Source organism: Bradyrhizobium sp. Bra78, from assembly GCF_024519855.1.
GTDB classification, from domain to species: domain Bacteria; phylum Pseudomonadota; class Alphaproteobacteria; order Rhizobiales; family Xanthobacteraceae; genus Bradyrhizobium; species Bradyrhizobium japonicum_G.
Window position 1 is genome coordinate 18,929 of the sequence record NZ_JALJRE010000011.1, and the last position, 20,922, is coordinate 39,850.

The 20,922-nt window shown below is 65.2% G+C and carries 24 protein-coding genes; 15 read left to right on the top strand and 9 right to left on the bottom strand.

Features of this window, described 5'->3' with window-relative positions:
* Positions 1–8: 8 nt before the first annotated feature.
* Positions 9–575 carry a PAN domain-containing protein gene (locus OC450_RS23275; RefSeq protein WP_211381015.1) on the top strand — a complete coding sequence of 189 codons (567 nt, stop codon included), beginning with the start codon at positions 9–11 and terminating at the stop codon, positions 573–575.
* Between the two features lie 8 nt (positions 576–583).
* Here OC450_RS23275 and OC450_RS23280 read toward each other — a convergent pair whose 3' ends face one another.
* The 5 genes from OC450_RS23280 to OC450_RS23300 all read right to left on the bottom strand — a co-directional run bounded on the left by OC450_RS23280 (position 584) and on the right by OC450_RS23300 (position 5,149).
* The gene (locus OC450_RS23280) at positions 584–1,150 is read right to left on the bottom strand and encodes a nucleotidyltransferase family protein (RefSeq protein ID WP_256807383.1); all 567 of its coding nucleotides are present in this window, start codon (positions 1,148–1,150) and stop codon (positions 584–586) included.
* 21 nt (positions 1,151–1,171) lie between these two features.
* Positions 1,172–1,948 (bottom strand): signal peptidase I, encoded by a 777-nt coding sequence (gene lepB, locus OC450_RS23285; protein ID WP_211381017.1) that lies wholly within the window; start codon positions 1,946–1,948, stop codon positions 1,172–1,174.
* The gene (tldD, locus tag OC450_RS23290; protein WP_211381018.1) at positions 1,945–3,372 is read right to left on the bottom strand and encodes a metalloprotease TldD; all 1,428 of its coding nucleotides are present in this window, start codon (positions 3,370–3,372) and stop codon (positions 1,945–1,947) included. The genes lepB and tldD overlap by 4 nt, the downstream gene beginning before the upstream one ends.
* A gap of 213 nt (positions 3,373–3,585) precedes the next feature.
* Positions 3,586–4,464, bottom strand: coding sequence for a GyrI-like domain-containing protein (locus OC450_RS23295; RefSeq protein WP_256807380.1), 879 nt, complete (start codon positions 4,462–4,464; stop codon positions 3,586–3,588).
* A gap of 151 nt (positions 4,465–4,615) precedes the next feature.
* Positions 4,616–5,149, bottom strand: coding sequence for an invasion associated locus B family protein (locus tag OC450_RS23300; RefSeq protein ID WP_211381020.1), 534 nt, complete (start codon positions 5,147–5,149; stop codon positions 4,616–4,618).
* Between the two features lie 447 nt (positions 5,150–5,596).
* Between OC450_RS23300 and coxB the strand changes: the two genes are divergently transcribed.
* The 9 genes from coxB (at position 5,597) to OC450_RS23345 (ending at position 12,673) form a co-directional block, all read left to right on the top strand.
* Positions 5,597–6,436 (top strand): cytochrome c oxidase subunit II, encoded by an 840-nt coding sequence (coxB, locus tag OC450_RS23305; protein ID WP_211381021.1) that lies wholly within the window; start codon positions 5,597–5,599, stop codon positions 6,434–6,436.
* 88 nt (positions 6,437–6,524) lie between these two features.
* Positions 6,525–8,150 carry a cytochrome c oxidase subunit I gene (gene ctaD, locus OC450_RS23310; RefSeq protein WP_211381022.1) on the top strand — a complete coding sequence of 542 codons (1,626 nt, stop codon included), beginning with the start codon at positions 6,525–6,527 and terminating at the stop codon, positions 8,148–8,150.
* Between the two features lie 60 nt (positions 8,151–8,210).
* The gene (locus OC450_RS23315) at positions 8,211–9,155 is read left to right on the top strand and encodes a heme o synthase (protein ID WP_211381023.1); all 945 of its coding nucleotides are present in this window, start codon (positions 8,211–8,213) and stop codon (positions 9,153–9,155) included.
* Positions 9,152–9,328, top strand: a complete 177-nt coding sequence (locus OC450_RS23320) for a CoxF protein (protein ID WP_211381024.1) — start codon at positions 9,152–9,154, stop codon at positions 9,326–9,328. The genes OC450_RS23315 and OC450_RS23320 overlap by 4 nt, the downstream gene beginning before the upstream one ends.
* Before the next feature lie 5 nt (positions 9,329–9,333).
* Positions 9,334–9,966, top strand: a complete 633-nt coding sequence (locus OC450_RS23325) for a cytochrome c oxidase assembly protein (RefSeq protein WP_211381025.1) — start codon at positions 9,334–9,336, stop codon at positions 9,964–9,966.
* A 79-nt stretch (positions 9,967–10,045) separates the two neighbouring features.
* A complete protein-coding gene (locus tag OC450_RS23330) occupies positions 10,046–10,942 on the top strand; it encodes a cytochrome c oxidase subunit 3 (protein WP_211381026.1) in 897 nt (298 codons plus the stop codon).
* Between the two features lie 97 nt (positions 10,943–11,039).
* The gene (locus OC450_RS23335) at positions 11,040–11,441 is read left to right on the top strand and encodes a DUF983 domain-containing protein (RefSeq protein WP_211381027.1); all 402 of its coding nucleotides are present in this window, start codon (positions 11,040–11,042) and stop codon (positions 11,439–11,441) included.
* Positions 11,438–12,190: an SURF1 family protein gene (locus OC450_RS23340; protein WP_262048759.1), complete on the top strand. Its 753-nt coding sequence runs from the start codon at positions 11,438–11,440 to the stop codon at positions 12,188–12,190. The genes OC450_RS23335 and OC450_RS23340 overlap by 4 nt, the downstream gene beginning before the upstream one ends.
* Before the next feature lie 117 nt (positions 12,191–12,307).
* Positions 12,308–12,673, top strand: a complete 366-nt coding sequence (locus tag OC450_RS23345) for a nuclear transport factor 2 family protein (RefSeq protein ID WP_211381029.1) — start codon at positions 12,308–12,310, stop codon at positions 12,671–12,673.
* On the opposite strand, the gene OC450_RS23350 is transcribed toward OC450_RS23345, so the two are convergent.
* Entirely contained in the window at positions 12,670–14,001 is a 1,332-nt protein-coding gene (locus tag OC450_RS23350; RefSeq protein ID WP_262048760.1) for a histidine kinase, read from the bottom strand. The genes OC450_RS23345 and OC450_RS23350 overlap by 4 nt on opposite strands.
* An 86-nt stretch (positions 14,002–14,087) precedes the next feature.
* Here OC450_RS23350 and OC450_RS23355 point away from each other — a divergent pair, with 86 nt between their 5' ends.
* From OC450_RS23355 to OC450_RS23375, 5 genes are all read left to right on the top strand, one after another.
* Entirely contained in the window at positions 14,088–14,732 is a 645-nt protein-coding gene (locus OC450_RS23355; RefSeq protein WP_211381031.1) for a response regulator transcription factor, read from the top strand.
* 584 nt (positions 14,733–15,316) lie between these two features.
* Entirely contained in the window at positions 15,317–16,735 is a 1,419-nt protein-coding gene (gene thrC / locus OC450_RS23360) for a threonine synthase (protein WP_262048761.1), read from the top strand.
* Positions 16,732–18,021, top strand: a complete 1,290-nt coding sequence (locus OC450_RS23365; RefSeq protein ID WP_211381033.1) for a M16 family metallopeptidase — start codon at positions 16,732–16,734, stop codon at positions 18,019–18,021. Before thrC ends, OC450_RS23365 begins: the two co-directional genes overlap by 4 nt.
* A 42-nt stretch (positions 18,022–18,063) precedes the next feature.
* Positions 18,064–18,651: a GNAT family N-acetyltransferase gene (locus OC450_RS23370; protein ID WP_211381034.1), complete on the top strand. Its 588-nt coding sequence runs from the start codon at positions 18,064–18,066 to the stop codon at positions 18,649–18,651.
* Positions 18,652–18,779: 128 nt separating this feature from the next.
* The gene (locus OC450_RS23375) at positions 18,780–19,433 is read left to right on the top strand and encodes a hypothetical protein (protein ID WP_211382366.1); all 654 of its coding nucleotides are present in this window, start codon (positions 18,780–18,782) and stop codon (positions 19,431–19,433) included.
* Positions 19,434–19,528: 95 nt separating this feature from the next.
* Here the strand turns inward: OC450_RS23375 and OC450_RS23380 are convergent, their stop codons facing one another.
* From OC450_RS23380 to OC450_RS23390, 3 genes are all read right to left on the bottom strand, one after another.
* A complete protein-coding gene (locus OC450_RS23380) occupies positions 19,529–20,014 on the bottom strand; it encodes an ATP F0F1 synthase subunit B (RefSeq protein ID WP_211381035.1) in 486 nt (161 codons plus the stop codon).
* Between the two features lie 5 nt (positions 20,015–20,019).
* Positions 20,020–20,583, bottom strand: a complete 564-nt coding sequence (locus OC450_RS23385) for a F0F1 ATP synthase subunit B' (protein WP_211381036.1) — start codon at positions 20,581–20,583, stop codon at positions 20,020–20,022.
* Between the two features lie 62 nt (positions 20,584–20,645).
* Positions 20,646–20,876, bottom strand: coding sequence for a F0F1 ATP synthase subunit C (locus OC450_RS23390; protein WP_007599451.1), 231 nt, complete (start codon positions 20,874–20,876; stop codon positions 20,646–20,648).
* Between the last annotated feature and the right edge of the window lie 46 nt (positions 20,877–20,922).

Consider the following 20,922-nt stretch of genomic DNA (forward strand, 5'->3'; position numbering starts at 1 on the left):
CTGTTCCGATGGGGAAGGGCCGCCTGTCCGGGGCCGTCATGGCAAGCGCCGTGGCCTGCGCCGCGCTGCTTTCGCTCGCGGTCGCGAGCGGGCCTGTGCGCGCCCAGACGGCGTTCGACCGCCCGGGCGGCGACTATTTCAGCACGCCGGTCACGTCCGGCGATCCGGAGGACTGCGCGCTGCTGTGCGAGCGCGACCGCCGCTGCCGCTCCTGGAGCTTCAGCTATCCCGATGTCGAAGGCGGCTCGGCGGTGTGCTGGCTGAAGAACACGGTGCCGTTGCGCGTTCCGGGCAGCTGTTGCATTTCCGGCGTGCGTGGCGCCGGCGTGATCGAGCCGCGCGTCGAGGGCGTGGAAACGTCGATCGATCGCCCCGGTGGGGATTTGCGCAATGTCGAGCTCAAGGACGGCGAAGGCGAAGAGGCCTGCAAGGCCGTCTGCACCGCCGACAACAAATGCCGCGCCTTCACCTACGCGCGCCCCGGCTATGCCGGACGCGAGGCCCGCTGCTTCCTGAAAAAGGAAATCAAGCCGCCGCGGCGGAAGGCGGGGTTTACGTCGGGCGTGGTGCGGTAGGCGGCACTTCACTCCGCCGCAATCACCGTGAGTTCCGGCCACAGCGCCTTCCAGCGGGCCGCCTTCGTATCGTAACTGGCGGCGGAAAAATTCGGGCCTGGATTAGGACGCGCGATCAGCTTCGCGATGTCGTCAAAGCCATGCGGTGCGTAGACGTCGTGGCTGTCGCAGGCGCGCCTGACGCCGACCTGGGTGTTTTGGGTGAGGAAGCGGTCGATGCCGTCGGTCGAGGACGACAGAGGCGGATAGGGCAGACCGTGCTTGGCCGAATACCACAGATGCACCCGTGCCTGATTGCGGATCTCGATCTTGGCGCCGAGATGCCCGAGGCGCGCTTGCAGCTCGCGGATCACCGCGTCCTCCGCTTCCCATGACGTGTCGGGATCGAAGTAGAACACGTCGTAGTCGGCGATGCCGTGATCGACGGCGCGGCCCGTGAGGACGTTCCACACCGTCTGTACAAGACATCCCGAGACCAGCCATGCGTCGGGCAGCGCCAGGCGCGCGAGTTCGTCGATGATCGAAACATTGACGGGATTTCTCAGCGCGGATGCGAGGAATTCGTCGCGGTCCATCGTCAGGTGAGTGGCTTCCGCTCAATGCACGGCGGTGAAGAACCGCGCGAGACGGAAACCGGACAGCCAGGTCCACACCGGCTGGCCGCGCATGCCGAGATCCCAGGAGCCGAGCACGGCATCCGCGCGTCCGACCAGATTGTCGATCGGCAGCATGCCGACGCCGCCGGAGCGCAGGGGCACGCGGCTGTCCGCGGAATTGTCGCGGTTGTCGCCGAGCACGAACAGATGGCCGGCCGGCACCGTCACTTCCTGCGTGTTGTCGAGCGGACCGTTGTCGCGCATCTTGAAGATCAGATGCGAGACGCCGTTCGGCAGCGTTTCGACGTAGCGATAGGCGGGCTCGCTGCCGCCATTGTCGTCCTCGGCAGCCCCAACGCCATCCGGCTTCAGCTCGGCGGGACGGTCGTTGACGAAGAGCTGGCCCTGCCGCATCTGGATGCGGTCGCCGGGCAGACCCACGACGCGCTTGACCCAGGCCTGCGAGCGATCGCCGGGCCAGCGGAACACGACGACGTCGCCTTGCTTCGGTGTCTCCGCGAAGACGCGGCCGCTCTCCGGCAGGTTGATCTGGATCGGCAGCGACGAGGTGCCGTAGCCATAGGGGAATTTCGAGGCGATCAATGCGTCGCCGATCAACAGCGTCGGCTCCATCGAGCCGGACGGCACGTAGAACGGCTCGGCCAGCGCGCCCTTGGCGATGAACACGGCGGCGACGATGCCAGCGAGTTGTACGATCTGCCCAGCCCAGCCGCCGCTCTTCCGCTTGGCAGGGACGGTTACCTTGTCGACACTCATGCGCCCGTTCCACCCACCGTAATGCGTTCCATCAGAAGTGACGGCTGGCCGACGCCGACAGGCACGCCCTGGCCGTTCTTGCCGCAAGTGCCGATGCCGGTATCGAGCGCAAGGTCGTTGCCGATCATGCGGATGCGATGCAGATCGGTCGGCCCGTTGCCGATCAGCATGGCGCCCTTCAGCGGCGCGCCGATCTTGCCGTTCTCGATCTTGTACGCCTCGGTGCACTGGAACACGTATTTGCCCGAGGTGATGTCGACCTGGCCGCCGCCGAAATTCGCCGCGAAGACGCCGTTCTTCACCGAGGCGAGGATCTCGGCCGGATCGCGGTCACCGGCGAGCATGTAGGTGTTGGTCATGCGCGGCATCGGCACATGGGCATAGCCCTGGCGGCGGCCGTTGCCGGTCGGCTTCATGTTCATCAGGCGCGCATTCTGGCGGTCCTGCATGTAGCCGACCAGGATGCCGTCCTCGATCAGCACGGTCCGGTTGGTCGGCGTGCCCTCGTCGTCGATCGAGAGCGAGCCGCGGCGCGAGGCAATGGTGCCGTCATCGACCACGGTGACGCCCTTGGCCGCAACCTGCTGGCCCATCAGGCCGGCGAACGCCGAGGTCTTCTTGCGGTTGAAGTCGCCCTCGAGGCCGTGGCCGACCGCCTCATGCAGCATCACGCCCGGCCAGCCGGCGCCGAGCACGACGTCCATCTCGCCGGCGGGGGCCGGAATCGATTCCAGATTGACCAGGGCCTCGCGCAGTGCGCCGTCGGCGGCGTCACGCCAGTTCTTACTTTCGATGAATTCGGCATAGCCGGCGCGGCCGCCATAGCCCTTGCTGCCGCTCTCCTGGCGGTCGCCCTGGCCGGCGACGACCGAAACATTCACGCGCACGAGCGGGCGGATGTCGCGATAGCTTTCGCCGTCGGGCCGCAGGATCTCGACCACCTGCCAGGTCGCGCCCAGGCTGACGCTGACCTGCCGCACGCGCGGGTCCTTGTCGCGCAAATACGCGTCGATCTCGGCGAGCAACTTCACCTTGGTCTCGAAGCCCGGCGCGTCCAGCGGATTGTCGTCGCCATAGAGCCGTACATTGGTGTGCGGCGGCGGCGCGGAAAAGCTGCCGGAATAGCCGCCGCGCACGGCGGCGACCGCGTCGGCGGCGCGAATCAGCGCCGGCAGCGACACGTCGGAGGAATGCGCATAGCCCACCGCATCGTCCTTCACGGCGCGCAGGCCAAAACCCTGCGAGGTGTCGTAGGTCGCCTGCTTCAGCCGCCCATTGTCGAACATCAGCGCTTCGGTCTGGCTGTATTCCAGGAACAATTCGCCGTCGTCGGCGCCGGCAAGCCCGCGCGCGATCTCGTGGCGAACCTGGTCGCGGTCGAGATTGGCGCGGTCGAGCAGGGAGGATGTGGCAGGGTTGGTCATGCGTCCGTCCATTATCGGAGAATGTGGGGCAAGATAATGGTTTCCCGCCGGTTCCGCGAGGGGCGGGCCGTCACATTACGGAAACGATAGGATGAGGTTGCCCGGCGTGACGACACGAGGCGGGGTGGTGCACGCGATCAAATGGCCTGACTTGGCGTGGACGGCGGCCCGTCCGCGTCCTGCGATCGAAAGGGCGAGCCGCCGTCCGAGGCGCTATTTCAGCGGCAGGAAAACCTCCGCGACCGTCTCATGCTCCGGCACCTCAGGAAAGAAGCTCAGCCGCTGGCAATAGATCGGAAAGTCGCGTGCTTCCTCGCCGCTGGCCGGAAGCCAGTCGCGGTAAAGGTAGAGCGCGGCGGGTTCCAGATTGTCGGTGTAGCCGACGACCCGCAGCACCGCGCAGCGTCCGCCGGGGATCTCGCCGGCCTTGATCTCCTCGCCATTCGCCTCGATCGGCCGGTCGGTCCCGACACAGAGATCCGTGCTGTAAGCGGCGGGCGAGGAAGGACGCCGCTCGGACCGCCAGACGTTGAAGGTCGGACTGGTCTTGGGGTGCAGTCCGGCGGCCCTGCGCCACGCGATGAACCGCTGGATGGTGGCGCCGAGCGTCGCCGGGTCGCCCCGATGCTCCATGATCGCCACCTTGGTGGGGGGTACATCGCGTATCGTCACGTCGTCACTGGTAAAGGTCTTCATGAGCTTGCTCCTCGCATTGTCGAGAGGCCCGAAGGCCGCAAGCCACGGCTCCCAGTCGGGAGAGTTGCGGAACGACGACGGCGATTGCCCGAACCGTTGCCGAAAAGCGCGGGCGAAGGCATCCGGGGCATCGTAACCGGCATCCATCGCGATGTCCGTGACGCTTTGGGCGTCCGTGTAGGCCAGCAGGTAGGAAGCACGTTTCATGCGGGCCAGCTGGACATAGCGATGCACGGACAGCCCGAAGGTCGCCGTGAACTGCCGATGGAAATGAAATTTTGAGAAGGCCGCAACGCCGCTCAGCACTTCCAGGTCCAGATCAGCGTCGAGATGCCGGTCGATGTGATCCAGCACGCGCTGCATCCGGGCATGATAGTGTTCGAGTGCCGCCTTCATCGTTCCTTCCTCCGTGGCGAGACCAGTTAGGCGCTCACGGACATCGCGCGCTCGACCGATATTGCGGTTCGGATGGATCAAAGGCGGCTGCCGGCAACCGCTCGCGGGCGGCTCGCGATGACGGGATCGGCTTATCCGGAAAAAGGGCGCCCTACGGCAGCTTGTCGTAACCCTCGCCGAGCCCATTCAGGCTGAGCGGGAAGCCGATGCCTTCTTCGGGGGTCTCGAAGATGATGAAGGTCGCGGTCTTGGCGGTGCGGAGCTGGCCGAGCAGCTTGTCGTCCATGACGACTTCGGCGACGCAGCCATTGGGCAGGCAGCGGACGAAGCCGGCACGGCCGACGTCCTGGTTGTCGAGCTTGAGGCCGAGGCCGGAGGGCAGGAGGACGCCGAGGGGGGCGACCACCCGCATCAGGCGGCTCTTCTGGTCAGCGGTCTTGAGCACGATCACGGTCAGGCCGGCATTGGAGCGGTCTTCGGCCACCACGCTTTGGATCAGGGCGCATTGCTCGGCCTGGGCGCCCGGCGGGGTGTCGCAGCGGATCTGCCAGTCGCCATGGACGGAGCGCACCGCGCCCTGCGCATGGGCAAGGCCAGGGAGCGCCAGGACGACGACCACCGCCAGCAGGGCGGCCAGCATCGCGAGGCTGCTAGCCCGCCTTGCCATGCATTTCGAAAACCCCATCGGGTCGGTCCCTCTGCTCGCCTGGGTCGCTCGCGCCTGGCGGACTGATACGGGAATGACGGCGTCTTGAAGGCAATTCGCAAGCAAATTCCGCGCCGCCCACACCGCCATCGCCCGCACGAATCAAGCTCCTGCGCGGCTATCTGCCAGTGCCTACCGCGGGCAAATCCGCTGTCAAGCCACAGCATCCCGGGAAACGGTATTTTTGTCTGATCTTACTAGGAAATATCTTGCGGGTGATGGCTGACAGACGGGGCTCAAGACTGCATTGCGATATATCAAGAATTATGGTTTGAGAGGCTTGATTTCGGCGTTCTAGCGATCTGGCCCCAATTCCTCTTAGAGGTATTCTTGCGCGGCGGTTTGTCAGACGGGCGGATCGAATAAGCGTTTCCCGGAAATAGGGGAATGCACTTGGGGTGATTTCGTTAGGGGAGCGCGAACGGCATGAAGATGTCGATGGGCCCGGTGGGCCGGCACTTGCTGGGATTGGCCGTGGCGGGTCTGACGCTGGCGACGGGCGGTGCGGCATTCGCCGAGCTCGGGCAACCGGCGCCGTGGGAGTGGAAGCTTCAGGAATCCGGCTCCCCGGTGATGGACAACATCGTCTGGTTCCACAATTTCCTGTTCGTGCTGATCACCCTGATCACGCTGTTCGTTCTGGCGTTGCTGGTGATCGTGGTCATGAAGTTCAATGCGAAGGCCAATCCGGTGCCGTCGCGGACCACGCACAACACGCTGATCGAGGTGGCCTGGACGCTCGTTCCGGTCCTGATCCTGGTTGGTATCTCGGTGCCGTCGTTCCGCCTCCTGTTCCTCGAGCTCGACGTGCCGAAGGCGGACCTGACCATCAAGGCGACCGGCAAGCAGTGGTACTGGTCCTATGCTTATCCGGATAACGGCAAGTTCGAGTTCGATTCGCTGATGGCCCAGGACAAGCAGCCCCGGCTGCTCGGTGTCGACAACGAGATGGTGGTGCCGGTCAACAAGGTGATTCGTGTCCAGGTTACCGGCGCCGACGTCATCCACGCCTTTGCGCTGCCGGCTTTCGGCGTCAAGATCGACGCCATTCCGGGGCGGCTGAACGAGACCTGGTTCAAGGCCACCAAGACCGGCATGTTCTATGGCCAGTGCTCGGAACTCTGCGGCAAGGACCACGCCTTCATGCCGATCGCGATTCGCGTGGTGGAGGACAAGGACTTCGCCTCTTGGGTCGAGACCGCGAAGAAGAAATATGCGAGCGGCGGCACCAGCACTTTCGCCTCCGTGGCCGGCCCGACGCAGTAAGCGTCGGGTGACGGCTGAAGGGGACTGAACGCGACATGAAGGGCGGGACCTCCAAAGGTCCGAATGGGACGCAAGGCAGGATTTGAAAATGGCAACGAGCGCAGCGGCACACGGCGATCACGCCCAGGACCACGGACATGACGAGCACGCCCATCCGACCGGATGGCGGCGCTACGTCTATTCGACCAATCACAAGGACATCGGCACGATGTACCTGATCTTCGCGGTCATCGCCGGCATCATCGGTGCCGCGATGTCGATCGCGATTCGTGCCGAGCTGATGTATCCGGGCGTGCAGATCTTCCACGAGACGCACACCTACAATGTGTTCGTGACCTCCCACGGCCTGATCATGATCTTCTTCATGGTCATGCCCGCGATGATCGGCGGCTTCGGCAACTGGTTCGTGCCGCTGATGATCGGCGCGCCCGACATGGCGTTCCCGCGCATGAACAACATCTCGTTCTGGCTGCTGCCGGCCTCGTTCGGCCTGCTGCTGATGTCGACCTTCGTCGAGGGCGAGCCGGGTGCCAACGGCGTCGGCGCCGGCTGGACCATGTACGTGCCGCTGTCGAGTTCGGGCCATCCGGGCCCGGCCGTCGACTTCGCGATCCTGTCGCTGCATCTGGCCGGCGCCTCGTCGATCCTCGGCGCCATCAACTTCATCACCACCATCTTCAACATGCGCGCGCCGGGCATGACCCTGCACAAGATGCCGCTGTTCGTGTGGTCGATCCTGGTGACGGTGTTCCTGCTGCTGCTGTCGCTGCCGGTGCTCGCCGGTGCGATCACCATGCTGCTCACCGACCGCAATTTCGGCACGACCTTCTTCGCGCCCGACGGCGGCGGCGATCCCGTGCTGTTCCAGCATCTGTTCTGGTTCTTCGGTCACCCCGAAGTGTACATCCTGATCCTGCCCGCCTTCGGCATGATCAGCCAGATCGTCTCCACCTTCTCGCGCAAGCCCGTGTTCGGCTATCTCGGCATGGCCTACGCCATGGTCGCGATCGGCGGCATCGGCTTCGTGGTGTGGGCGCACCACATGTACACGGTCGGCATGTCCAGCGCGACGCAGGCCTATTTCGTCGCCGCCACGATGGTGATCGCGGTTCCGACCGGCGTGAAGATCTTCTCGTGGATCGCCACGATGTGGGGCGGCTCGATCGAGTTCCGCGCCCCGATGCTCTGGGCGGTCGGCTTCATCTTCCTGTTCACCGTCGGCGGCGTCACCGGCGTCGTGCTGGCGAACGCCGGCGTCGACCGCGTGCTCCAGGAGACCTACTACGTCGTCGCGCACTTCCACTACGTGCTGTCGCTCGGTGCGGTGTTCGGGATCTTCGCGGGCTGGTACTACTGGTTCCCGAAGATGTCGGGCTACATGTACAACGAGACGCTCGCGAAGGCGCACTTCTGGGTCACCTTCGTCGGCGTCAATCTGGTGTTCTTCCCGCAGCACTTCCTCGGCCTGTCCGGCATGCCGCGCCGCTACGTCGATTATCCCGACGCCTTCGCGGGCTGGAACCTGGTCTCGTCGGTGGGTTCCTACATCTCCGGCTTCGGCGTGCTGATCTTCCTCTACTGCGTGATCGACGCGTTCGCGAAAAAGGTGCCGGCGGGCGACAATCCTTGGGGTGCGGGTGCGACCACGCTGGAGTGGACGCTGCCCTCGCCGCCGCCGTTCCACCAGTTCGAAGTGCTGCCCCGCGTGCAGTAATCAGTCTCCCGCGGCGCCCATCACGGGCGCCGCGGATCTAGAACAAGCGAGTCAAAGCTAGTGTCCGTCCTCGACCACAACGCCATCGACCTCAATCCCCGCATCTCCGAGGCGGAGGTTGGCGACTACATCGCGCTGCTGAAGCCGCGGGTGATGTCGCTGGTGATCTTCACCGCGTTGGTCGGCATGGCGATGGCGCCCGGGCATTTCCACCCGGTGCTGGCGATCACCTCGCTGCTCTGCATCGCCGTCGGCGCCGGTGCCTCCGGCGCGCTCAACATGGCGCTCGAGGGCGACATCGACGCCAAGATGTCGCGCACGGCGAACCGGCCGATCCCGCGCGGCCGCATCACCCGTCCCGAGGCGATGGCCTTCGGCATGACGCTCGCCTTCTTCTCGGTGATGACGCTCGGCATCCTCGTCAACTGGATCGCGGGCGCGCTGCTCGCCTTCACCATCTTCTTCTACGTCGTGATCTACACGATCGGCCTGAAGCGCTGGACCGCGCAGAACATCGTGATCGGCGGTGCCGCCGGCGCGCTGCCGCCGGTGGTGGCCTGGGCCGCGGTGACGGGCACGGTCGACGTCGAGCCGCTGCTGCTGTTCGCCATCATCTTCTTCTGGACGCCGCCGCACTTCTGGGCGCTGGCGCTGTTCCGCTCGGACGATTACGCGCGTGCCGGCATCCCGATGCTGCCCAACGTCGCCGGTCCCGACGCGACGCGGCTTCAGATCCTGCTCTACACCGTCGTGCTGATCGCGGTCGCCGCGGCGCCCTGGGCGCTGGGCTATTTCGATGCCGTCTATGGCGTCGTCTCGCTGATCCTCGGCGCCGGCATGCTTGTGCTCGCCATCAACGTCTATCTGCGCCGCGAGCGCAGCCAGTCGCTGCGTGCGACCCGCAAGCTGTTTGCCTTCTCCATCCTTTATCTGTTCGCGCTGTTTGCGACCTTGCTGGCCGAGGTCGTGTACCGGGCGCTTGCTCCGATGGCAGGGGGCGCATGATCGCGGTAATGGTCGACAAACCCGAGCCCAATGGAATCGTCCTCACCGAGGCGCAGAAGAAGAGCCGTCGTCAGCGCTCGATCGCGATCGCGCTCGCGCTCGGCGTGCTCGTGGTGCTGTTCTTCGCCGTCACCATGGTCAAGGGTCCGGCCGTGCTAGTCCGGCCGATGTAGGGAAGATGGATCAGAAGCCGACCATATCGCAAAATCGGAACCGAAAGGCCAGGAAGGGCCTCGGTCGCGACGTGCTAGTCGCCTCGATCTGCGGCGGTGTGGTCGCGCTGATGGTCGGCGCGTCCTACGCGGCGGTGCCGTTCTACAACTGGTTCTGCCGCGCCACCGGCTTCAACGGCACGACCCAGGTCGCGACCTCGGCGCCGGCGACCGGTCCGATCGCACGGAAGATCGCGGTGCGCTTCGATTCCAACGTCGCGCCCGGCCTGCCGTGGAAGTTCGAGCCGGAGCAGAGCGAGATCGAGGTCAATATCGGCCAGGTCGTGACCGTCTTCTACACCGTGACCAACCAGGCCGCGCGCACCACCGCAGGCCAGGCCGCCTACAACGTCGCGCCGCTGACGGTCGGATCCTATTTCCAGAAGATCAACTGCTTCTGCTTCACCGAGCAGACCATGGCGCCCGGCGAGAAGCGCGAGATGCCGGTCGTGTTCTACGTCGATCCGTCGATCGCCGACGATCACGAGAACGACGGGCTGAACACGATCACGCTGTCCTACACGTTCTATCCGGTGCGCGATCCGGTGGTGAAGCCGCTTGCAGCCAGCGAAGACGACAAGCGCAAGGGAAATCTCTGATCGCCGGGCTCGCGCCAGGGTGGTTGGACACAAGGGGATAAGTGCCGGACAGGCACGGGATTGAGGAGAGAGACCGCAAATGGCAACGGCGCACACCAAGCAACACGACTACCACCTGGTCGATCCCTCTCCGTGGCCGGCGGTCGGCTCCGTCTCGGCCTTCATCATGGCGGTCGGCGCGATCACCTGGATGCACCACATGTTCTCGGCCGCGCCGATTCTGTTCGGGGTCGGCACGGTCGGCGTGCTCTACACCATGGCGAGCTGGTGGGGCGACGTGATCAAGGAAGCCCAGTACAAGGGCGACCACACCCGCGTCGTGCAGCTCCATCACCGCTACGGCATGATCCTGTTCATCGCCTCCGAGGTGATGTTCTTCGTTGCCTGGTTCTGGGCCTATTTCAACGCGGCGCTGTTTCCCGCCGACGCCGTCCACGCCACCCGCGATGCGATATTCGGCTGCGGCCTCGGCACCGCGGCCGGCGCCTGCGCCGTGCCGGGCACCTGGCCGCCGCATGGCATCGAGACCTTCGATCCCTGGCATCTGCCGCTGCTGAACACGCTGATCCTGCTCACCTCCGGCACCACCGTGACCTGGGCCCATCATGCGTTGCTCGAGAACGATCGTCAGGGCCTCAAATACGGCCTGATCCTCACCGTCGTGCTCGGCGCGCTCTTCACCTGCGTGCAGGCCTATGAGTACAGCCACGCCGCGTTCTCCTTCGGCGGCAACGTCTACGGCGCGACCTTCTTCATGGCGACCGGCTTCCACGGTTTCCACGTGCTGGTCGGCACCATCTTCCTGCTGGTCTGCCTGTTCCGCGCCTATGCCGGCCACTTCACGCCGACCCAGCATCTCGGTTTCGAGTTCGCTGCCTGGTACTGGCACTTCGTCGACGTGGTCTGGCTGTTCCTGTTCCTGTGCATCTACGTCTGGGGACACGGCGCCGAGACCATGGCCCACGGCGCGCACTGAGCTACCTTTGATCGATCAGAAAGGGCGGCCGCAGGGCCGCCCTTTCGCTTTCAGGCCGCCGGAAGCTTTGGCGGAAACTATGCTAGACTCTTTCATCATGAACGATACCTCTGACACCTCCGAGCCCAAGACGACCGTCCTGCAGAGTGCGATGCGGGGGCTCGCCTGCAAATGCCCGCGCTGCGGCCAGGGCAAGCTCTATGCGGGGTTCCTGACGCTGGCGCCTTCCTGCGACCGTTGCGGCCTCGATTACGCCTTCATCGACAGCGGCGATGGCCCTGCCATCTTCATCATCATGCTGGCCGGCGGGATCGTTGTCGCGTGCGCGCTCATCGTCGAGGTCAAATACCAGCCGCCGTACTGGCTGCATGCCGTGCTGTGGCTGCCGCTGATCCTGGCGACCACGCTGTTGCCGTTGCGCGCGATGAAGTCGCTGCTGATCGCGCTGCAATTCCACCACAAGGCGGCGCCGGGCCGGCTGGTCGACCGCGCGAAATGACCGATACGGCGCGCAAGCCTCGCGTGGCCGGCTTCGCGCTGTTCACGCTTTTCCTGATGGCGGTGTTCGTCGCGCTCGGTGTCTGGCAATTGCAGCGCCGCCTCGCCAAGCACGAGCTGATCGCCGCGCTCACCGAGCGTCTTGCGGAGGCACCGGTCGCCCTGCCGTCGCCGGCGCGATGGGCCGCGCTCGATCCCGCGCGCGATGAATTCCGCCGCGTCAGCTTCACCGCGACCTATGCGCCCTTGCCCGATGCGATGGTCTATTCCCCCGGGTCCGCCGTGCGCAAGGACGCCTCCGGTCCCGGCACCTGGGCCTTCCTGCCGGCGCGCCTTACGACCGGCGAGACGGTCGTGATCGATGCGGGATTCGTCGAGAACACGATGCAGGACCGCAGCGTCGAGGATAGAGCGGTCAAGAAGCTCGTCACGGGGCAGGCGGTCGCGCTCACCGGCTATCTGCGCTTCCCCGAGGCGCCGGGCTGGCTGACGCCGGCGGAGAATCGCGACAAGCGGCTCTGGTTCGTGCGCGATCATGCGGCGATCGCAAGCACGCTCGGCTGGGGCGCGGTCGCGCCGTTCTATGTCGATCTCGAGCAACCCGCGCCGGACAACAACATTCCGCGTCCCGGAGCGCTCGACGTGCATCTGAAGGACGATCATTTGCAATACGCCATCACATGGTTTGCGCTTGCCGGTGCGGTGCTGATCGCTTTCGGCGTCTGGGTGAAGGGACGGCGCTCAAGTTGAATTCTCCGTAGGTTCCCGGAAGGAACCCGGTATCGCCCGGGGTATATTATTCGGCGCACATTCACGAGTGTGGTCCGGGGCCGCAGCGCAAAATTTCGCGGCAGACAGGATGTTGCCGTGAGCGATTTCGATCAGATGGGAATTGTCGTCGATTGGGTGGACGCCTGCAGGAAGGGCGACCTCGCGACGCTGCTCGACCTCTATGCGGACGACGCCGAGGTCGAATGCACCTGCAACGGCACGCAGAGCTATCGCGGCCGCTTCGAGCTCGAGACCTATTGGGGGCCGCGGCTCAGCGCATTCTCGTTGGCCGGCTTCGGTCTCGAGGAGATCCATCCCGTGCCGAACGGCGTCGATCTCGAATATTCCGTCGCAGGCTCGCTGCGCGTTCACGCCACGTTTCGCTTCAGTGCGGAAGGCAAGATCCACAGCACGCTGTGCGTGCCGGCGCGACAGCACGCGCATCACGGCTGCGCGTGCTAGCTCTGCGCCGGCCCGTCGCGCGTCGTCTGCACCGGCAGACGGCAACGCACATAGGTTCGTTCATCCGCACGCAGCAATGACAGCGATCCGCTGAGTGCACGCACGCGCTCATGCATGCCGGTCAGGCCCCGGCCGAAGACGTTGTCTTCGGGAAATCCCGCGCCGTCGTCGGAGATCTCGATGACGAGCGCGTCGTCGGAGACGGCGGCCTGGACATGGACATTGCGTGCTGCGGCATGGCGCAGCACGTTGGTCAGCGCCTCCTGGATTACGCGATAGACGGTCTGGGCCAGCGGCCCGTCGATCCCGTTGAGGTCAGGATCGACCGAGGCCGTCAGGCCGATATGCGGGGCCTGCTTGCGAAGGTTCCGGAGCAGCGTCTGCACGCTGGTCTCCAGGCCCAATTCCTCGATATAGAGCGGCCGCAGCCGCTCGAGGATGCGGCGGTTGGTCTGCTGGAGCGCCTCGACCGACTGCAGCACCTCCTGGGCCGAATTGCCGAGATATCCCACCGGCGGTGAGGCCTCGACCAACGCGATCGTGCCGGCGCGGATACTGAACAGCAGCGGGCCGAGCTCGTCGTGCAGATCGCGGGCGAGATCGCGCCGCTCGTCGTCCTGGAGCGACACCAGGCGGTGCAACAGGTCGCGATTGTCCTGGCTCAGTTGCGCGAGCGTCGCGGCGAGCGCATTGGCTTCCTCGCAACTTTGACGTATTTCCGGCGGTCCTGCTATCGGGATCGGCGTTGCGTAGTCGCCGCTTCGTAACCGCGTGAGACCGTCGCCAAGATCTTGCAGGGGGCGTAGCGCCGAGCCCGCAAGGACGTAGGCAATGATCGCCGTCAGTCCGATGAGCGCGAGAACGAAGCCGGAAAGCGCGAGAAAGCCGACCCACTTCTCGAACAAAGCAGCGGACAGATCTGGCGTGAACACGATGTTGCCGGCGTGCTGGCCGTCGACGGTAACGGGAAATGCGATATGCAGGTCCGGGATGGTGAGGAGATCGACGAACCATTTCGGCGGGCCGTGCAGAGGCCTCGGCGCCAACGAGGGTGAACCAGCCCCCACGGGACGGAATTGGATATCCGAGGATGTGTCCAGCATCCGGACGAAGTCGTCCAAGGTCCTGCGCGGGTTACCGGACGAACGCAGGGCGCTGTTCAGGGCCTCCGCCACCGCCCGGGTCGATCGCAGCGCCGGCTCGTTCTCTTCGGCGAGCTGGCCGATCGTGAAGGCATGCAGCAGGACGCCGCCCATGAGCAACGCCGTGATGAACATCACACCGAGAGGGAGAAACAATTGGGCCCTGAACGAGAGTCGCTGCCACATTAGGTCGATTCTAACGCGCATCGGCGGAATTTGCTCTTTCCATTTGTTCCCGTCGGTCTATGAGTCGAAAAACGAGAGAGCGCGCGATGCAAGATACTGCCAGGCCGGCGACAAGGATCCTGATCGTCGACGACCATCCCGTGGTGCTGTCAGGTTGCCGCACCCTGTTCGCTTCCGATCATTCGATCCGGATCGACGAGGCGACCGACGCCAAATCCGGGCATCGCGCCTATGTCAGCAAGCGGCCCGACGTCACGGTGATCGACATCAGCCTGCCCGACGTCTCCGGCTTCGAGCTGATGCGACGCATCCGCAAGGAAGATCCGGACGCCAAGATCATCATGTTCAGCATGAACGAAGACCCGGCCTTCGTGGTGCGGGCGGTCGAGCTGGGGGCGCAGGGCTATGTCTCCAAGGGCGATGATCCCAGGATCCTGCTCAAGGCGGTGCGCAAGGTGGTCGCGGGGGACAATTTCATCTCGCCGCAGCTTGCGGAAGCCGTGACGTTTTCCGGCGCGGCGATCAAGGCCAATCCGGCCTCGCAGATGACGCCGCGCGAACTCGAGATCCTTCGCCTGCTGGGGCGAGGCGACAAGATCGTGGAGGTCGCCGAGGCCCTCGGTATCTCCTACAAGACCGTCGCCAACACCACGTCCCTGCTCAAGCAGAAGCTGGGTGCCAAGAACCATTCCGACCTGATCAGGATCGCGGTGGAAATTGGAATGAACTGATTTTCCGCCGCCGAACCGGCTGCTCCAGGATGCTGCCGGTTCGGCGGGTCGGACAGGTCTCGGCGCTCAGCCGGGCAATGCATGGATCGCGCCGCCACCCAACCGCCGACACAATGGGTTGAGGTGGCATTCGTTCCCTGAATCGCCCGTTGCCTGGGAAATAGCGGCAAGACGCGACGACCGGCTGCACGGAGGCGTTCCCCGGTGCACGACCCGTGACGGGAAAAATAGGAACATCTTCTCGCATTCGCCGTTTTCGCCCTTGACGGTTTCGTGACAGGCGACGAAAGCTTGCGTCCACAGTTTTAGCGGGTCCGCGACCCGCGCCCGGCAAACTGGTCTGCAAACGTCAACGACAGACCTTCCAGGAGAGAGGGCTGCGGCATCGCCGCAGCCCTTTTTCGTTGGGGTGTGGCTTTTTTGTTGACGCGGCCCTTGTCGATGAAAAGGTCTTGGCGCGAAGCGGTTTCCCGATGCCACAAAACACTTTATGGTGGCCCAAAGCCTCTGGCTGTTGACAAGTAATTTCGTAAAATCAAAGGCTTGCGGATCGAGCCCGGCTCGGCCGGCCTTTGGAGGGCAGTTTGACTCGTTATATCTCGACCCGGGGGGAGGCCCCCGAACTCGGCTTCTGCGATGTGATGCTGACCGGGCTTGCCCGTGACGGCGGCCTCTATGTGCCGGCTACCTGGCCGCAACTGTCGACTGAAACCATCGCCGGCTTCTTCGGTCGTCCCTATTGGGAGGTCGCGGTCGACGTGATCCGTCCCTTCGCCGGCGGCGAGATCACGGACGCCGAGCTCGGCCGCATGGCCAACGAGGCCTATGCCACCTTCCGACATCCGGCGGTGGTGCCGCTGCGCCAGATCGCGCCGCACCAGTTCGTGCTGGAGCTGTTCCACGGTCCGACGCTCGCCTTCAAGGACGTGGCGATGCAGCTGATCTCGCGGCTGATGGATCATGTGCTCGCCAAGCGCGGCCAGCGCACCACCATCGTGGTCGCGACCTCCGGCGACACCGGTGGCGCCGCTGTCGATGCGTTTGCCGGGCTGGAGAATGTCGATCTCATCGTGCTGTTCCCGCACGGCCGCATCTCCGAGGTGCAGCAGCGCATGATGACGACGACGGGCGCGGCCAATGTCCACGCGCTCGCCATCGAAGGCAATTTCGACGATTGCCAGGCACTCGTGAAGGCGATGTTCAACAACCATCGCTTCCGCGACGCGACCTCGCTGTCCGGCGTCAATTCCATCAACTGGGCGCGCATCGTCGCCCAGGTGGTTTACTACTTCACCTCCGCCGTTGCCGTCGGGGCGCCGGCGCGCGCGGTGGACTTCGTCGTGCCGACCGGCAATTTCGGCGACATCTTTGCCGGCTATGTCGCCAAGCGCATGGGCCTTCCGGTGCGGACCCTGCGCATCGCCGCCAACGTCAACGACATTCTGGCGCGTACGCTGAAGACCGGCATCTACGAGGTACGGGAGGTACACGCCACGGCGTCGCCTTCGATGGACATCCAGATCTCCTCGAATTTCGAGCGGCTGATGTTCGAGGCCGGCCGGCGCGATGCCGCCGGCGTGCGCCGTCTGATGGATTCGCTGAAGCAGTCGGGGCGCTTCGTGCTGCCCGATGCGACGCTGGCCGCGATCCGCGAGGAGTTCGACGCGGGCCGCGCCGACGAGACCGAGACCTCGGCCGCGATCCGCGCCGCCTGGCGCGAGGCGGGCGAGCTGGTTGATCCCCATACCGCAGTGGCGCTCGCTGTCGCCGACCGCGATACCACCGACACGACGGTTCCCAGCATCGTGCTGTCCACGGCCCATCCGGCGAAATTCCCGGATGCGGTCGAAGCGGCCTGCGGCCAGCGGCCGCAACTGCCGGCCTGGCTCGACGGTTTGATGACCAAATCCGAATACAGGAAGGTGATGAAGAACGATCAGGCCGAGGTCGAGCGGTTCGTGCTGTCGGTCAGCCGCGCCGCAAAACAGGGAGTTGCCGGATGAGCGTCGAGATCTCCAAGCTTGCCTCCGGCCTGACCGTCGTCACCGACAAGATGCCCCATCTCGAGACTGCGGCGCTGGGTGTCTGGGCCGGCGTCGGCGGCCGCGACGAAAAGCCGAACGAGCACGGCATCTCGCACCTTCTGGAACACATGGCGTTCAAGGGCACGACGAAGCGCTCCTCGCGCGAGATCGTCGAGGAGATCGAGGCGGTCGGCGGCGACCTCAACGCCGGCACCTCGACCGAAACCACGTCCTATTACGCGCGGGTGTTGAAGGCCGACGTGCCGCTCGCGCTCGACGTGCTCGCCGACATCCTCGCCAATCCCGCCTTCGAGCCCGACGAACTCGAGCGCGAGAAGAACGTCATCGTACAGGAGATCGGCGCCGCGCAGGACACGCCGGACGATGTCGTGTTCGAGCATCTCAACGAGCTCTGCTATCCCGACCAGCCGATGGGCCGTTCGCTGCTGGGTACGGCCAAGACGTTGCGCGCCTTCAACCGCGACATGCTGCGCGGCTATCTGTCGACGCATTATCGCGGCCCCGACATGGTCGTGGCGGCGGCAGGCGCAGTCGATCACAAGCAGGTGGTTGCCGAGGTCGAGCAGCGCTTTGCGAGTTTCGAGGGGACGCCGGGCCCGAAGCCGCAGACAGCCCAGTTCGGCAAGGGCGGCACCAAGGTGGTGCATCGCGAGCTCGAGCAGGCGCACCTGACGCTGGCGCTGGAAGGCGTGCCGCAGAGCGACTTGTCTCTTTTTTCGCTCCAAGTTTTCACCAACATCCTCGGCGGCGGGATGTCGTCGCGGCTGTTCCAGGAGGTGCGCGAGAAGCGCGGCCTCTGTTACTCCATCTACAGCTTTCACGCCCCCTATACAGATACCGGCTTCTTCGGCCTCTACACCGGCACCGATCCGGCCGACGCGCCGGAGATGATGGAGGTCGTGGTCGACATCATGAACGATTCGGTGGAGACTCTGACCGAGGCGGAGATCGCGCGGGCCAAGGCGCAGATGAAGGCGGGCCTGTTGATGGCGCTGGAGAGCTGCTCTTCGCGGGCCGAGCAGCTCGCCCGCCACGTGCTGGCCTATGGCCGGCCCCAGACGGTCGAGGAGCTGGTGGCCCGGATCGACGCCGTCAGTGTCGAATCGACCCGGGATGCTGCGCGTGCACTGTTATCGCGGAGCCGGCCTGCGGTTGTCGCATTAGGCAGTGGCAGGGGTCTGGACACGGCGGTGTCTTTTGCGGAAGGATTGACGCGGGCACGCGCCAAGGCGCGGCTGCATTAGGAGCCGCCGCGTACGGGCTGACCCGCCTCGGGAAGCATCACCATGGCTCTCTTTCGCCTGCCATCCAGTGGACCCGCCGCCCTCGCGCCGCGCGGCAACGGGCTGCTGCTGCGCGCGCCGCAGATGTCGGACTTCTTGCAGTGGGCGCATTTGCGCGAGTCCAGCCGCGACTACCTCACGCCCTGGGAGCCGATCTGGCCGTCGGACGATCTCACCCGCTCCGGTTTCCGCCGCCGCCTGCGCCGCTATTCCGAAGACATCGCCGGGGACCGCTCCTACCCCTTCCTGATCTTCCGCGAGCTCGACGGCGCCATGGTCGGCGGCATCACGCTTGCCAATGTCCGGCGCGGCATCGTCCAGGCCGGCACCATCGGCTACTGGGTCGGAAAGCCCCATGCCCATCGCGGCTACATGACGGCCGCGCTGCGGGTGCTGCTGCCGACGCTGTTCGGCGAGCTCAATCTGCACCGGGTCGAAGCCGCCTGCATTCCCACCAATGCGCCGTCGATCCGGGTGCTGGAAAAGTGCGGATTCTCCCGTGAGGGCCTGGCGCGCCGCTATCTCTGCATCAACGGGGTCTGGCAGGACCATTTGCTGTTCGGCCTGCTGCACGAGGATTTCCGCGGCTGAGTCCGTCCATTCATGTGAAAGTCTCTTTGGGGCGACCCGGTTGCGCCTTGGGTTCGCCGATTTTGGCGATATAACGCGCAAGCCCGGCCGGCGCTCGGCCGGATAGTTGTCATGGAGTACGGGTGTCGATGGTGAATGAGCTTCGGTCTTCGCGGAATGCGTCGCGTCGGGCAGCGGCCGTGCTGGCGTTGTCGGTCGCGCTCGCCTCGGTCTCGCCGGTGGCGGCCCAGTCCTTGACCGACCGCTTCAAGGGCCTGTTCGGCGGCAGCTCCGACGAGCCGGCCCAGAGCAAGCCGGCGCCTGCGCCCGGCCAGCCGGCGGCCAATGACGACCTCGATTGCCCGCAGGTCACGGTGCGTGCCGGGGCCTCCACCTACGCGGTCGGTGTCACCGGCAAGCCGGCCGTCGGCAATGAGATCCGCTTCCAGGCCACCATCACCAAGATGGCGCGCGAATGCGCCCGCAATGGCGGCGATATCACCGCCCGGATCGGCATCCAGGGCCGCGTCATCGCCGGCCCCGCCGGCGCGCCTGCGACCGTCGAGGTGCCCCTGCGCGTCGCCGTGGTGCAGGGCGGTGTCGGCGAGAAGGTGATCGCCTCCAAGGCCTACCGGACCAAGGTCGAGATGCCGGAGGGCGGCAGCGTGCCCTTCACCTTCGTCGCGGAGGATATGGCCTATCCGATGCCTTCGGCCAAGGACGCTGATTCCTACATCTTCTATGTCGGCTTCGATCCGCAGGCGCTCTCGCCCGAGCCGAAGGCGCGGGCGAAGAAGAAGTAGGGTCGGTCTCGCGTGCGGGACACGAGAACAAGCCCGACAAACAAAGAAGCCGGCGCTCATCGCGCCGGCTTCTTGATTGGTGAAGGCGAAATCCGTCAGTTCAGCTTCTGCCGGACCTCGGTGATGCCCTTGGCGAGCAAATCGTCGGCGACCTGGCCCCTGACCGACTGCGACAGGATCGTGGATGCGGCCTGGACGGCGGCCTCCGCGGCTGCGGCGCGGACATCGGCCAGCGCCTGGGCCTCGGCGAGCGCGATCTTGCTCTCCGCGGTCTTGGTTCTGCGGGCGACGAAATCTTCCACCTTCGCCTTGGCCTCGATCGCGATGCGCTCGGCTTCGCTCCTGGCGTTGGCGATGATGTCGGCGGCCTCGCGCTCGGCCGAAGCGGTGCGCGCCTTGTAGTCGGCGAGCACCTTGGCCGCCTCCTGCTTGAGGCGCGTCGCGTCGTCGAGCTCGGCCTTGATGCGGTCGGCGCGGTGATCGAGCGCTTTCATCGCCGACTTGAAGACCCCAAGATAGCCGAACACGACCATCAGGATTACGAAGGCGATGGCGACCCAGGTTTCAGGATCGAAGAACATCTCGACTAACCTTTCAGCGTCGCATCGACCGCTGCATTGACTGACGCAGCGTCGGGAACGACGCCGGTGAGCTGCTGCACGATCTGGCCTGCCGCATCGGCCGCGATGCCGCGGACGTTGCTCATGGCGGCGGCGCGGGTCGAGGCGATGGTCTTCTCCGCCCCGGCGAGCTTGGCCGCCAGTTGCTCTTCCAGGGCCTTGCGCTCGGCTTCCGCCTGCGCATTCGCCTTGTCGCGGGATTCGTTGCCGATCGCCTGCGCCCGCGAACGCGCCGCAGCGAGTTCGCTTTCATAGGCCTTCAGCGCCGCGGCGGACTGGTCCTTCAGCGCCTGTGCCTCGTTGAGGTCACCCTCGATCTTGTTCTGGCGCGCTTCGATCGCCCCGCCGACCTTCGGCAGAGCGAGCTTGGACACGACCACATAAAGCACGACGAAGAAGATCGCGAGCGACACCAGCTGCGAAGCATAGGTGCTGCTCTCGAACGGCGGAAAGCCGCCACCGTGACCGCCTTCGGCCCCGGTATGGGCGCCCGCCGCTGGACCCTTCGCCCCGCCATGACTCTCAGCCATGGAGTACTCCTGTTGCTGTCATGCGCGCCGCTTCGGTTGAAGCGGCGCGAAGAACGTCGTCCTCAGAGCGGAACGAACAGCAGCAGCAGCGCGATCAGCAGCGAGAAAATGCCGAGCGCTTCGGTCACGGCGAAGCCGAAGATCAGGTTGCCGAACTGGCCCTGAGCGGCCGACGGGTTGCGAACGGCCGCGGCGAGGTAGTTGCCGAAGATCACGCCGACGCCGACGCCCGCGCCGCCCATGCCGATGCATGCGATGCCCGCGCCGATAAGTTTTGCTGCTGCCGGATCCATTTTAGACTCCTTGGAAGAAAGATTGGGTTTTGGGTGGAAATTCCCC

Bases quoted from the DNA above. Each gene is read 5' to 3' on its own strand.
- OC450_RS23355 (WP_211381031.1), top strand. From the start codon at position 14,088: ATGCAAGATACTGCCAGGCCGGCGACAAGGATCCTGATCGTCGACGAC.
- OC450_RS23280 (WP_256807383.1), bottom strand. From the start codon at position 1,150: ATGGACCGCGACGAATTCCTCGCATCCGCGCTGAGAAATCCCGTCAAT.
- OC450_RS23325 (WP_211381025.1), top strand. From the start codon at position 9,334: ATGGATCAGAAGCCGACCATATCGCAAAATCGGAACCGAAAGGCCAGG.
- OC450_RS23340 (WP_262048759.1), top strand. From the start codon at position 11,438: ATGACCGATACGGCGCGCAAGCCTCGCGTGGCCGGCTTCGCGCTGTTC.
- OC450_RS23350 (WP_262048760.1), bottom strand. From the start codon at position 14,001: ATGTGGCAGCGACTCTCGTTCAGGGCCCAATTGTTTCTCCCTCTCGGT.
- OC450_RS23300 (WP_211381020.1), bottom strand. From the start codon at position 5,149: ATGGGGTTTTCGAAATGCATGGCAAGGCGGGCTAGCAGCCTCGCGATG.
- OC450_RS23375 (WP_211382366.1), top strand. From the start codon at position 18,780: ATGGTGAATGAGCTTCGGTCTTCGCGGAATGCGTCGCGTCGGGCAGCG.
- OC450_RS23385 (WP_211381036.1), bottom strand. From the start codon at position 20,583: ATGGCTGAGAGTCATGGCGGGGCGAAGGGTCCAGCGGCGGGCGCCCAT.
- tldD (WP_211381018.1), bottom strand. From the start codon at position 3,372: ATGACCAACCCTGCCACATCCTCCCTGCTCGACCGCGCCAATCTCGAC.
- OC450_RS23320 (WP_211381024.1), top strand. From the start codon at position 9,152: ATGATCGCGGTAATGGTCGACAAACCCGAGCCCAATGGAATCGTCCTC.
- lepB (WP_211381017.1), bottom strand. From the start codon at position 1,948: ATGAGTGTCGACAAGGTAACCGTCCCTGCCAAGCGGAAGAGCGGCGGC.
- OC450_RS23330 (WP_211381026.1), top strand. From the start codon at position 10,046: ATGGCAACGGCGCACACCAAGCAACACGACTACCACCTGGTCGATCCC.
- OC450_RS23335 (WP_211381027.1), top strand. From the start codon at position 11,040: ATGAACGATACCTCTGACACCTCCGAGCCCAAGACGACCGTCCTGCAG.
- OC450_RS23275 (WP_211381015.1), top strand. From the start codon at position 9: ATGGGGAAGGGCCGCCTGTCCGGGGCCGTCATGGCAAGCGCCGTGGCC.
- coxB (WP_211381021.1), top strand. From the start codon at position 5,597: ATGAAGATGTCGATGGGCCCGGTGGGCCGGCACTTGCTGGGATTGGCC.
- OC450_RS23390 (WP_007599451.1), bottom strand. From the start codon at position 20,876: ATGGATCCGGCAGCAGCAAAACTTATCGGCGCGGGCATCGCATGCATC.
- ctaD (WP_211381022.1), top strand. From the start codon at position 6,525: ATGGCAACGAGCGCAGCGGCACACGGCGATCACGCCCAGGACCACGGA.
- OC450_RS23380 (WP_211381035.1), bottom strand. From the start codon at position 20,014: ATGTTCTTCGATCCTGAAACCTGGGTCGCCATCGCCTTCGTAATCCTG.
- OC450_RS23365 (WP_211381033.1), top strand. From the start codon at position 16,732: ATGAGCGTCGAGATCTCCAAGCTTGCCTCCGGCCTGACCGTCGTCACC.
- OC450_RS23370 (WP_211381034.1), top strand. From the start codon at position 18,064: ATGGCTCTCTTTCGCCTGCCATCCAGTGGACCCGCCGCCCTCGCGCCG.
- OC450_RS23295 (WP_256807380.1), bottom strand. From the start codon at position 4,464: ATGAAGGCGGCACTCGAACACTATCATGCCCGGATGCAGCGCGTGCTG.